Origin of the sequence: Trebonia kvetii (assembly GCF_007827045.1) — a bacterium.
In the GTDB taxonomy this organism is placed as follows: Bacteria; Actinomycetota; Actinomycetes; order Streptosporangiales; family Streptosporangiaceae; genus Trebonia; species Trebonia kvetii.
Map to the genome: position 1 here is coordinate 488,587 of NZ_RPFW01000003.1, position 11,536 is coordinate 500,122.

Below are 11,536 nucleotides of genomic sequence, written 5' to 3' on the forward strand. Positions count from 1 at the left end.
GTACGTGACTGAGCCTGCTGACGACGCGCTCTCGCTTGAGATGGTCACGGCCGCATTGCGGCTGGACAGCGCCGACACCGCCATCTACGCGAGTGTCCTCACCAAGTCGCTGAGCGAGGCGCTGCCGCCCGAGTACGTGACCGTGGAGCGCGAGCGGTCCATGTCCGACCGGATGCGCGGCCGCCCCGGCGAGGTCTCCAGGGTGGAGGTGCACCTCGGCGACCAGGTGATGACGCTCGCCGTGAAGAACGGCCGGCCGGTCGCGGAGATCTGCCGTGAGGTTCGCGGCGTGGTGCTGTCCCGGCAGGTCGTGCCGATCCAGCAGTGGGCGAGCGCGCTTGCCAGCGCGCTGATGGATCACGCGGAGTCCAACGCGCAGGCGGCGGCCGCCTTGCGGCGCCTTGTAATCGGTTCGTAACTTCCCTTACCAGGTACCCCGTGGCGCTACGGGGGTATTTAAGGGTCACTGCCCGTGCTTTGGCGCGCAGGAGGGGCGCCCTAAGCTGGCGGTTTTGCCAGCGCGCCGCTCCGGCGCGACAACGGGGGGTACGGGGGGACGCCCCCCGGAGAAAAACAGCGCTTACCCTGAGAGCACGATGGCCGCACTGGATTCACTCCCGCGCAAGATCGGCCCCTACCGCCTGATCGACAAGATCGGGGAGGGCGGTATGGGCGTTGTCTACCTTGGCATGGACCCGGACAGGCGCCGGGTCGCGGTCAAGGTGCTTGGCCCCGCGGTGGCCAGCGACCCGAACGCCAGGCAGCGCCTGGCGCGCGAGGTGGAGACCATGCGCCGGGTCAGGAACCGGCACGTCGCCGAGGTGATCGACGCCAACCTGACCGGCGACTCGCCCTACGTGGTGACCAGGTACGTCCCCGGCAGGACGCTGGACGAGACGGTCCGCGAGATAGGGCCGCTACGTGGCACGGCGCTCGACCGCCTTGCCGAGGGCCTCGCCGAGGCGCTGACCGCCATTCACGCGGCGGGCGTGGTGCACCGCGACCTCAAGCCAGGCAACGTCATGCTCGACGACGGGCGGCCGGTCGTGATCGACTTCGGCATCGCGCACGTGCCTGACGCGACCCGGCTGACCCAGACCGGTCTCGTGATGGGCACGCCCGGCTACCTGGCGCCAGAGGTGATCCAGGGCAGAGCGGCAAGCGGCGCGTCCGACGTGCACTCCTGGGGCACCACGGTGGCGTACGCGGCGACGGGGCGCCAGCCGTTCGGCAGCGGCAACTACCAGACGATCTTCTTCCGCGTGCTCGAGGGCCAGGCGGACCTGGACGGGATACCGCGGCATCTGCTGCCGTACGTCGCCGCCGCGCTGTCCGTCGACCCGCAGGCCAGGCCGGCCGCCCGGTGGCTCGCGGGGCGGCTCGGCATGCCGCCGCTGAACGGCGCGCACGGGATGGACGGCCTCAACGGCGCGTCGCCTGCCCTGCCCGGGATGGCCGCGACCCTGACGGACTACCCGTCGCAGCCGACGCGCCTTGACCCCGCGGCCGCTCCCGCCTTCCCGGCACCGGTCATCCCCGCGCCTGCCGTCCCCGCGGCCTTCCCGCCGGGGGCCGAATACCGTTCGCCCGCGCAGGTCGCGCGCGACGTGGCCGACCTGCTGCCGCCGGTGGCTCCGCCGCCCGCGCCGGCCAGGCGTGCGCCGAGCGCGCCGCAGCAGGCCCTGCCGCAGCAGCCGGACTGGCAGCCGCGCGGGCTCGGTTTGCTCAGCCTGGCGGCGGGCGTCGCCGCGGTGAGCCTCAGCGTGCTGCTCCCGGTGGCGGGGACGGCGTTCTCGCTTGCCGTCATCACCCTGCTGCGCGCGGTCGACCGGGCGCAGCACTCGCTCGCCGAGCGGCGCAGCCTGCGCGGCGTGCGGCCGAGCGACATCGTGATCGTGATCGTGACGGCACCGTGGACCGTGGTCCGCGCCGCGCTCACCACGGTCCTGCTCGCGCCGCTGGCCATCATCGTCGCGGCGCTCGCCGCGGCGGCGTCCGTGGCGTTCGCCAAGACGACGACGCTGCCCGGCGCGGGGAGCTGGGCGGCGGGCGCGGCCGTCGCGCTCTACTGCGTGGGGCCGGGCTCCGCCGCGCCGCGGCGGCAGCTGCGGCGGATGAGCGCGGCGGTCATCAGGACCAGGGCCACCCTGGCCGTCGCCTTCATCTCCTGCTGGGCCCTGGCGCTCGCCGTCGTGTCCTCCATGCTCTCTCAGCCGCCGCTCATCTGGCCGGCGACAAGCTCAACGATCCCGCACCTGCTGCCCGGGCTGCCGTCCCTCGGCGGAACCCTGCACTCCGTCCAGGGGTGGCTGCTGCGGCACACCGTGGGCATGCTGCACCTGCCCTGAGCCGTGCTCGGCGAGCGGCCGGACAAGGCCGAGCGCGATCACCTCGTTGGCGAGCCTGGTCCGCCGGTTCGTGCCCTCGGGAATCCGGAACTTCGCGTAAAGCCGCAGCAGATGCTGTTTGACTGCCGCCTCCGTGACTACGAGGTCACCCGCGATCTCCCGCGCCGTGGCCGGGGTCACGAACGCGTCGTCGGACAGCGCGGGACGGCACAGCGAGATCAGCACGTCCAATTCGCGCCTGGTTAGCTCGGGCGCGGCGGAGCGGCGCAGCTCCGACTCGGCCGCCAGCTCCTCGGTGGGGAGCCCCTCGATCCGGCACCGGGCCGAGCCGAAGCTCAGTACGTCACCGTCCTCGAGCACGCGGCGGGCGACAGGACGCCCGTTAACTCGCGTGCCGTTACGTGATAATCCGAGATCGGCCACGTAATAGCACAGGCCGCGGCGGACGATTTCCGCGTGCAGCCGGGAAACGCTCGGGTCATCGAGTCTGATGTCCGAGGCGAGGCCACGCCCGACCGTCGTCACCTCGCCGTGCAGCGGAATTACTTCGCCGCTGTCCTCAACGCGAATGGAAGGAGTATCCACCCAGACTCTCCCGTCTCACTATTACGTGACCCATATCTCACTCTATCGTTAGTGTCCCCCGGGTATCCGAGCCGCGAAACGGGCCGATAGCAGGCGGATGGCGGCAATCGCCGGCGCCCGGCCACGGGGGCGCCCGGTGGGCGGGGACCGCGCGCGCTTTCTGCTGCGCCGCCGGTAAACTGCGGAGCGAGCAGCCAGAAGGCCGGCCGTCGGCATGCGGCTGGCCGCGCGGGAGACGATCATGACACCCGACATCCAGCAGGGACGGGATGGCTACCCCCGGTCACGGCCCCCGCGACGGGACGCGGACGCCGTCGCTCACCAGGCGGCGCCGGCGGCCGATGCGCCGCTGGCGGGCCACTGGGGCGCCGCCGCGCGGCCCGTGCAGGCCTTTCAACAGACTCAGGCCACCTCCGCGGTGCCCGAGCAGGCGGCTGCGTCCTCATCAGGGACAGAGGCAGGGCATATGCGAGAGGACCGGAGTATTGTCGGGTTCGTTCCGTACCTGGCTGTCCTGGTCTGTGCCGTGGTCGGGGTGTACATCGCCTGGCGCGATGGCTCCGCGGGCGGCGGTGATGGCGCTGCTGTCCTCGGCGCCGCGCTGCTCGCCGCCGCCGTCGCCCGGCTGCTGCTGCCCGCCCGGCTCGCCAGGCTGCTCGCCACGCGGAAACGGGCGACGGATGTGCTCACGCTCGCAGTCTTCGGCCTCGGCCTGCTTGTCTTGGGGCTGGTACTGCCGCGATAGGGGGCGAAGGCCGGTTAGTCCACCGGGCTGCGACGGCGGGTTCCTCCGGGGCGGGCGCGCGACACCGTTTTCTTTCCTTAGCCGGGTTCGGCAGGTATCTTGACGTCGAGAAGAATTATTCAGAGCAGGAGCGCACAACGCGATGGCCGCGATCATCTACACCAAAACCGACGAGGCGCCGCTGCTTGCGACGTATTCCTTCCTCCCGATCGTCTCCGCCTACGCCCATAAGGCCGGTGTCGAGATCGAGACCCGTGACATCTCGCTGGCGGGACGCATCCTCGCTCAGTTCGGCCTGGCCGACGACGCGCTGACCGAGCTCGGTCAGCTGGCGGAAGAGCCCGCTGCCAACATCGTCAAGCTGCCCAACATCTCCGCCTCGGTCCCGCAGCTCAAGGCGGCCATCAAGGAGCTGCGGGGCAAGGGGTTCGCCCTGCCGGACTACCCGGAGGTGCCGGCGACGTATGAGGAGACCGAGATCCGGGCGAAGTACGGCAAGGCCATCGGCTCGGTGGTCAACCCGGTGCTGCGCCAGGGCAACTCCGACCGGCGCGCCCCGCTGCCGGTGAAGGCGTACGCGCGCAAGCACCCGCACCGCAACAAGCCGTTCGGCGCGGGCTCGAAGACTTCCGTGGCCACGATGGGCGCCCACGACTTCAGGGCCAATGAGAAGTCGGTCACGCTGCCCGCCGACGACACGCTCAAGATCGTCTTTGAGACCATCGCCGGTGAGCGCAAGGTGCTGCTGCAGTCGCTCCCGGTGCTGGCAGGCGAGGTCATCGATGCCACGGTCATGCAGGCCGCCAACCTCCGGGCCTTCCTGGTCAACGCGCTGGCGACGGCGAAGGCCGAGGACGTCCTGTTCTCGGTGCACCTGAAGGCGACCATGATGAGGGTCTCCGACCCGATCATCTTCGGCCACGTGGTTAAGGCGTATTTCGCCGACGTCTTCGACAAGTACGGCGACGACCTCGCGGCCGCTGGCCTCTCGCCCAATGACGGCCTCGGTGCGATCCTGGCCGGGCTGCCGTCGCTGCCGCACGGCGCGGAGATCAAGGACGCCTTCGACGCCGCGCTGGCGTCGGGTCCGCGGCTGTCGTACGTGAACTCCGCCAAGGGGATCACCGGGCTGCACGTGCCGAGCGACGTCATCGTGGATGCGTCCATGCCGGCCCTGATCCGCAACGGCGGCAAGCTGTGGGGGGCTGACGGCGCCGAAGACGACACCCTCGCGGTCATCCCCGATTCCTCGTATGCCGGGATCTACGCGACCGTCATCGAAGACGTGAAGCGGAACGGCCCGCTCGACCCCGCGAAGATCGGCACCGTGCCCAACGTCGGCCTCATGGCGCAGGCCGCGGAGGAGTACGGCTCGCACAACAAGACCTTCGAGATCCCGGCGGACGGCACCGTCACCGTCTCCAACCGGGCCGGGGACGTCCTGCTCAGCCACGACGTCGAGACCGGCGACATCTGGCGTGCCTGCCAGACCAAGGACATCCCGGTCCGCGACTGGGTGAAGCTCGCGGTCACGCGGGCCCGCGCCGCCCAGACCCCGGCGATCTTCTGGCTTGACGAGTCCCGCGCACACGACGCAGAGCTCATCAAGAAGGTGAACGCCTACCTGCCCGAGCACGACACCACCGGGCTGGAAATCAGGATCCTCTCGCCCGAGCTCGCTACCGAGTACTCGCTTGAGCGCATGCGCCGCGGGCTCGACACGATCTCCGTGACCGGCAACGTGCTGCGCGACTACAACACCGACCTGTTCCCGATTCTCGAGGTCGGCACGTCAGCGAAGATGCTTTCCGTCGTGCCGCTGATCGCCGGCGGCGGCCTCTTCGAGACCGGCGCGGGCGGCTCAGCTCCCAAGCATGTGCAGCAGCTCGTGGAGGAGAACTACCTGCGCTGGGATTCACTGGGCGAGTTCTTCGCGCTTGTGCCGTCCTTCGAGCAGTACGCCGACTTCGCCGGCCACCCGGCAGCCAAGGTGCTCGCCGACACGCTCGACCGGGCGACCGGCACGTTCCTCGACGAGGACCGCAGCCCGGGCCGCAAGCTCGGCACGATCGACAACCGCGGCTCGCACTTCTACCTGGCGCTGTACTGGGCCCAGGAGCTGGCCGCGCAGACCGAAGATGCCGAGCTCGCCGCGGCGTTCAAGGGACTGGCCGGGACACTGGCGGCGAACGAGCCCGCCATCGTCGAGGAGCTCCTCGCGGTCCAGGGCAAGCCCGCCGATATCGGCGGCTACTACCTGCTCGACGACGAGAAGGCGGCCGCGGTGATGCGTCCCTCGCAGACCTTCAACGACGCCATCGCGCAGTTGTAGCCCGGGGGACGACCCCCGGAACGGACATGGCAAGGCCCCCGGAACCTGGACGGTACGGGGGCCTTGTCGCAACGTGAGACTAGATGAGGCCGAGTTCCCTGACGGCGTCCCGCTCGGCGGCTAGCTCGGCGACGGAGGCGTCGATCTTGCCGCGGGAGAAGTCGTTGACCGGCACGCCCTGGATGATCTCCCACTCGCCGTCGGCCGAGCGTACCGGGAAGGAGCTGATCAGGCCTGCTGGCACGCCGTAGGAACCGTCAGAGACGACGGCGGCGGACGTCCAGTCGGTGCCGTTAACCCAGTCGTACACGTGGTCAATGGCGGCACTGGCGGCGGAGGCGGCCGAGGAAGCGCCGCGTGCCTTGATGATCGCCGCGCCTCGCTGGGCGACCTCGGGGATGAACGTCCCGGTGAGCCACTCCTCGTCCACCTGCTCGGCGGCGCTGCGGCCGTTCACCACCGTGTTGTACAGGTCGGGGTACTGGGTGGCGGAGTGGTTGCCCCAGATGGTCAGGTGCTCGATCGCGGTCACCGGGACGGACAGCTTGGCCGCAAGCTGCGAGATCGCGCGGTTATGGTCAAGCCTGGTCATCGCGGTGAAGCGGTTCGCGGGCACATCGGGCGCGCTGTGCTGGGCGATCAGCGCGTTGGTGTTGGCCGGGTTGCCGACCACCAGAACCTTGATGTCGCTTGCCGCGTGCTCGTTGATCGCCTTGCCCTGCGGCCCGAAGATCCCGCCGTTGGCTGCCAGCAGATCACCGCGCTCCATGCCCGCCGTGCGCGGTCGCGCGCCCACCAGCAGGGCAACGTTCGCGCCGTCGAAGGCGGTCTTGAGGTCGTCGGTGATGTCGATGCTGGCCAGCAGGGGGAAGGCGCCGTCGTTCAGTTCCATCGCGGTGCCCTCGGCCGCCTGCAGGGCCGGGGTGATCTCCAGGAGCCGCAGCCGGACCGGCACGTCAGACCCGAGAAGCTGTCCGGAAGCGATACGGAACAACAGGGCATAGCCGATCTGACCGGCCGCACCGGTCACTGTCACGGTTACAGGGGTACTCATGACAGGAAAGGCTACAGTCTGCTAATGCGGCGAGGGGTGTACGGTCCCTCACACCGGCGCGAGCGGGGCGGACAACGACCTGCGCGCCGCGACAGCACGTCGAGAGACTCTGCCAGCTAAGACAGGGAGATGTCAGGCAATGGCACGCAAGGGGAAGGTAGCCGTCATCGGAGCCGGCTTCTACGGGTCGACCACCGCGCTGCGGCTGGCCGAGTACGACATCTTCGACGAGGTTGTGCTCACCGACATCAGGGACGGCTGGGCCGAGGGCCTCGCGCTCGACCTGAACGAGGCGCGGCCGATCGAGGGCTTCGAGACCAAGGTGACGGGCCAGACCACCGGTGCGAGCGGTGAGGGCTACGAGGTCATCGCCGGCTCGTCCATCGTGGTGATCACGGCTGGCCTGCCGCGCAAGCCGGGCATGAGCCGGATGGACCTGATCGAGACCAACGCCAAGATCGTCCGCCAGGTGGTGGAGAACGTCGCCAGGCACGCGCCGCAGGCCGTGGTCATCGTCGTTTCCAACCCGCTCGACGAGATGACCGCGCTGGCCGCCAAGGTCTCCGGCTTCCCGCCTGGCCGCGTGCTCGGCCAGGCGGGCATGCTGGACACGGCCCGCTTCTCCTTCTTCGTGGCGGAGAAGCTCGGGGTGCCTGTCGGCTCGGTCAAGACGCTCACCCTCGGCTCGCACGGCGACACGATGGTCCCCGTCCCGTCGGCCTGCACCGTGGACGGCAAGCCGCTGTCTTCGCTGCTTTCCGACGACGAGATCGAGCCGCTCGTCACCCGCACCCGCAATGGCGGCGGCGAGGTTGTCGCGCTGCTCAAGACCGGCTCGGCGTACTACGCACCGTCGGCCGCAGCGGCGCGGATGGCGAAGGCCGTAGCCGAGGACTCGGGCGCGGTCATGCCGGTCTGCGCATGGGTCAAAGGCGAGTACGGCATCAGCGGCGTCTACCTGGGCGTCGAGGCGGAGATCGGCGCCGGCGGCGTGCGGCGGGTGGTCGAGCGCGACCTCACCGAGTCCGAGCTGACCGGCCTGCGCGAGGCAGCCGAGGCGGTCCGCGCCAAGCAAGCGGACGTCGCCTCGCTCTAACCGCGGCGCAGCCCAGGCGACCTGAATTCCATGATCAAAAGACAGCTGATCCGGAACGGGTTCGGCTGTCTCTCCCGGTTTGGACCATTTCTCCTTGGCGGGAAGCCGGGGAAGGGACGCACCCGGGACCCGGCACGGCCGGCGCCCGGCTAGGGTTGGCCAGTAGGCGGCCGCATCGCGGCCGCGAGGGGAACGCCAGCGACGAGGGGATGTGGTTATGCCCGACTCCAGGAAGCATGAGTCCCAGGACCTCGGGGACTACGAGGTTCTCGACGGCAGCGACACCCTGGACGGCAACCCGGGCGACGATCCGCTCGACCGGGGGGTCGCCGTGCCTGACCGGTGGACCGCGGCCATGCGGTACGCGCTGAACGGCGAGGAGGACTCCGAGTCGCTCGACGAGCTGCTCGCCGAGGAGGAGCCCGACCTCGACGACGACGCGGACGACGACGACTGGGACGAGAACGCGACCGACCGGGACGTGCTCCGCTTCGAGCGGGACTACGACGCCGACCCGCGGGCCGGGCGGCTGGTGACCGGGGACGAGGACACCGACGACCCCGAGGACACGCTTCGCGATACCGAGGCTGAGCTTGTCGCGCGCGACACCGGGATCGACGGCGGCGGGGCGAGCGCCGAGGAGGCGGCGGTGCACCTCATCGGCGACCCGGACGACGAGAACGACGACGACGAGCAGTAGGCCCGTGCCCCGGTCCTGCCGAGCCCGCCTGGCTCAGGAGAGCCTGCGGCCGGCCGGGGACGGCACCGCGTCGAGGAACTCGGGCGGGAGCCAGCCGCGGCTGAGGTAGGTCTCGGTAAGCACGGCGCGTATCTCGCCCTCGCGATCGGCCGGGACGAGTGCGAGCACCGAGCCGCCGAAGCCGCCGCCGATCATCTTCGCGCCGTATCCGCCGGCCGCGATGGCGGCCTCCACGGTGACGTCGGCCTCCCGCCAGGAGACCTCGAAGTCGTCGCGGAGCGAGGCGTGCCCCTCGGTGAGCAGCGATCCGATAGCACGCCACGTTTCATCCCCGGACCGTCCGTCTCCGGTGTCCTGGAGCGCCCCGGCGATCGCCATGGCCCGCGCGCCGTCGGTGACCACGTGCCGCGCCCGCCGCCGCAGCACGGGATCGGCGAGCCGCCCCGCGAGGGCCGCGTCCGGGTCGGTCCGCGCCAGCGGCCCGAGCGACGGCACCCCGAGGGCCAGGGCGGCCGCCTCGCACTCGGCGCGGCGCGCCGCGTACTCGCCAGACACCAGGGCGTGCGTGACCCGGGTGTCGATCACCAGGATAGAAATCCCTGCCGCGGCGGGCCGCAGCGGCACCTGGGTGGTCTCAAGGGTCTGGCAGTCAAGGAGCATCGCGTGCCCCTGCTGGCAGAGCAGGGCGGCGGACTGGTCGATGATGCCGGTGGGCGCGCCGACGAACTCGTTCTCCGCCTGCTTGGCGAGCGCGGCGAGCGCGGTCCTCGGCACCGAGATCCCGGACAGCGAGCACAGCGCGAGTGCCACCGCGCACTCGAGCGCCGCGGACGACGACACGCCGGCGCCCGCCGGCAGGTTCGAGTCGACGTCGACGGACGCGCCGCGCACGGCGAGGCCGGCGGCGCCGAGCGCCCAGGCGACGCCCGCCGGGTAGGCGGCCCAGCCGGTCACCGACCCGGGCGCGAGCGAGCCAGGGTTCACGGTCACCGTCTCGTCTGGCACCTGCTTGGAGCGCAGCACGAGCAGCCCGTCGTCGCGCGCCGTGGCGGTCGCGGTCACCCCCTGGGCGAGCGCGAAGGGGAGCACGAACCCCTCGTTGTAGTCGGTGTGCTCACCCATCAGGTTGGCCCGCCCTGGCGCGAACCAGACTTGAGTCTCCACGGGACGGATACGCTACCGGTTCTAGACTTGCCGGAGAACCTGGACAACGGGGGCTACCCCCGGGAGAGAACTCGTGAAAGTCGTCCTGGACATCGTCATCGTCCTTGTCATCGTGTCCATCGGCGGCTTCTTCGCCTCCGCCGAGATGGCGCTTGTCTCGCTGCGCGAGGGGCAGGTGCGGTCCCTGGGGCGGCGCGGCAGGCGGGGCGCCAAGGCTGCGAAGCTCGCCTCCGACCCCAACCGGTTCCTCGCGTCCGTGCAGATCGGGACCACCCTCGCCACGCTGGTGACTGGTGCGTACGGGGCCGAGACGCTGGCGGGCCTGCTGAGTAGCTGGCTGACCAGCCAGGGCATGTCGCACGACGTGGCGAGCCCGCTCGCGTTCGCGATCGTGACAGCCTGCGTGACCTTCCTCACGCTGGTGTTCGGCGAACTGGCGCCGAAGCGCCTGGCGCTGCAGCGCACCATGCCGATCGCGCTGTTCGCCGCGCCGACGCTCGATGTGATCTCCCGCCTGGCCCGCCCCGTGGTGTGGCTGCTGTCCGTCTCCGTCAACGTGACCGTCAGGCTGCTCGGCGGCGACCCGCGGCAGGGGCGCCAGGCGATGACCGAGCAGGAGGTCAAGGAGCTTGTCGCGGGCACGCAGACGCTGAGCGCCGACGAGCGGCGCATCGTGGGCGAGGTGTTCGACGCGGGGAAGCGGCGGATCCGCGAGGTGCTGCTGCCGCGGACGGAGGTCGAGTTCCTCGCGGCGGGCACCACCGTCGGCGAGGCGGCGGGCATCGCCGCCAGCGTCCCGTACTCGCGTCTCCCGGTGTACCTGGGCTCCTACGACAACGTTGTCGGCTTCGTCCACATCAGGGACCTGCTCGGCCCCGATGCCCCGCCGCGCACGGCGCTCGTCGACGACGTGGTGCGGCCGGTCAAGTTCCTGCCGATCAGCAAGACCGTGCTGTCTGCCCTCTCGGAGATGCGGCGGGAACGCGCGCACCTCGCGATCGTGGCCGACGAGTACGGCGGCACCGCCGGCATCGTCACCCTCGAGGACCTCGTCGAGGAGCTGATCGGCGACATCAGGGACGAGTACGATCACGGCGAGGCGACCGCGACCAAGCTGCCGCAGGGCGAGGTCGACGTGGACGGCCTGCTCAACCTGGACGAGTTCGCCGAGCAGACGACCATCAGGCTCCCCGAGGGCCCCTACGAGACGGTCGCCGGCTATGTGCTCGCCGCCCTCGGCGAACTGCCCGCGCCCGGCGCCACGGTGCAGATTCCCGGCTACACGATCGCGGTGACCGAGATGGACGGCCGCCGCATCGCCCGGCTGCGGGTGACGCCGGTCCCCGAGCCGACGGCCGAGGAGGCTAAGCCTGACCTGGCAGGAGACAGCCCGGCCGGCACCGCGGCCGACTAGCCGCGGCCGGGATTCGGCGCGGACCCCGTGCCGTCGCGGGCGCCGCGCACCGCGCCGGGCACGGCCGCTGCCGGCCTGCTGATCCCCCTCTGCCGAGG

At 70.7% G+C, this 11,536-nt stretch carries 10 protein-coding genes; 7 read left to right on the forward strand and 3 right to left on the reverse strand.

The window, feature by feature from the left end; genetic code table 11:
* The first annotated feature begins 4 nt into the window (after positions 1–4).
* Both EAS64_RS17065 and EAS64_RS17070 read left to right on the forward strand, forming a co-directional pair.
* Positions 5–418: a hypothetical protein gene (locus EAS64_RS17065; protein WP_222849373.1), complete on the forward strand. Its 414-nt coding sequence runs from the start codon at positions 5–7 to the stop codon at positions 416–418.
* A gap of 178 nt (positions 419–596) precedes the next feature.
* Positions 597–2,348, forward strand: a complete 1,752-nt coding sequence (locus EAS64_RS17070) for a serine/threonine-protein kinase (protein WP_145853985.1) — start codon at positions 597–599, stop codon at positions 2,346–2,348.
* On the opposite strand, the gene EAS64_RS17075 is transcribed toward EAS64_RS17070, so the two are convergent.
* On the reverse strand, positions 2,241–2,933 hold the full coding sequence (locus EAS64_RS17075) for an FHA domain-containing protein (protein ID WP_145853986.1): 693 nt from the start codon (positions 2,931–2,933) through the stop codon (positions 2,241–2,243). The genes EAS64_RS17070 and EAS64_RS17075 overlap by 108 nt on opposite strands.
* Before the next feature lie 241 nt (positions 2,934–3,174).
* On the opposite strand from EAS64_RS17075, the gene EAS64_RS17080 reads away from it, so the two are divergent.
* On the forward strand, positions 3,175–3,678 hold the full coding sequence (locus EAS64_RS17080; RefSeq protein WP_187365973.1) for a DUF3017 domain-containing protein: 504 nt from the start codon (positions 3,175–3,177) through the stop codon (positions 3,676–3,678).
* Positions 3,679–3,820: 142 nt separating this feature from the next.
* A complete protein-coding gene (locus EAS64_RS17085) occupies positions 3,821–6,010 on the forward strand; it encodes an NADP-dependent isocitrate dehydrogenase (protein WP_145853988.1) in 2,190 nt (729 codons plus the stop codon).
* Positions 6,011–6,089: 79 nt separating this feature from the next.
* Here EAS64_RS17085 and EAS64_RS17090 read toward each other — a convergent pair whose 3' ends face one another.
* Positions 6,090–7,064 (reverse strand): malate dehydrogenase, encoded by a 975-nt coding sequence (locus EAS64_RS17090; protein ID WP_145853989.1) that lies wholly within the window; start codon positions 7,062–7,064, stop codon positions 6,090–6,092.
* Between the two features lie 139 nt (positions 7,065–7,203).
* Between EAS64_RS17090 and mdh the strand changes: the two genes are divergently transcribed.
* Positions 7,204–8,160: a malate dehydrogenase gene (gene mdh, locus EAS64_RS17095; RefSeq protein WP_145853990.1), complete on the forward strand. Its 957-nt coding sequence runs from the start codon at positions 7,204–7,206 to the stop codon at positions 8,158–8,160.
* A gap of 217 nt (positions 8,161–8,377) precedes the next feature.
* Positions 8,378–8,860, forward strand: coding sequence for a DUF5709 domain-containing protein (locus EAS64_RS17100; protein ID WP_145853991.1), 483 nt, complete (start codon positions 8,378–8,380; stop codon positions 8,858–8,860).
* A gap of 33 nt (positions 8,861–8,893) precedes the next feature.
* Here the strand turns inward: EAS64_RS17100 and galK are convergent, their stop codons facing one another.
* Positions 8,894–10,024: a galactokinase gene (gene galK / locus EAS64_RS17105; protein WP_246115729.1), complete on the reverse strand. Its 1,131-nt coding sequence runs from the start codon at positions 10,022–10,024 to the stop codon at positions 8,894–8,896.
* Positions 10,025–10,097: 73 nt separating this feature from the next.
* Here galK and EAS64_RS17110 point away from each other — a divergent pair, with 73 nt between their 5' ends.
* Entirely contained in the window at positions 10,098–11,438 is a 1,341-nt protein-coding gene (locus tag EAS64_RS17110; protein ID WP_246115730.1) for a hemolysin family protein, read from the forward strand.
* The last annotated feature ends 98 nt before the right edge of the window (positions 11,439–11,536 follow it).

Bases quoted from the DNA above. Each gene is read 5' to 3' on its own strand.
- EAS64_RS17070 (WP_145853985.1), top strand. From the start codon at position 597: ATGGCCGCACTGGATTCACTCCCGCGCAAGATCGGCCCCTACCGCCTG.
- EAS64_RS17080 (WP_187365973.1), top strand. From the start codon at position 3,175: ATGACACCCGACATCCAGCAGGGACGGGATGGCTACCCCCGGTCACGG.
- EAS64_RS17085 (WP_145853988.1), top strand. From the start codon at position 3,821: ATGGCCGCGATCATCTACACCAAAACCGACGAGGCGCCGCTGCTTGCG.
- EAS64_RS17090 (WP_145853989.1), bottom strand. From the start codon at position 7,064: ATGAGTACCCCTGTAACCGTGACAGTGACCGGTGCGGCCGGTCAGATC.
- mdh (WP_145853990.1), top strand. From the start codon at position 7,204: ATGGCACGCAAGGGGAAGGTAGCCGTCATCGGAGCCGGCTTCTACGGG.
- EAS64_RS17100 (WP_145853991.1), top strand. From the start codon at position 8,378: ATGCCCGACTCCAGGAAGCATGAGTCCCAGGACCTCGGGGACTACGAG.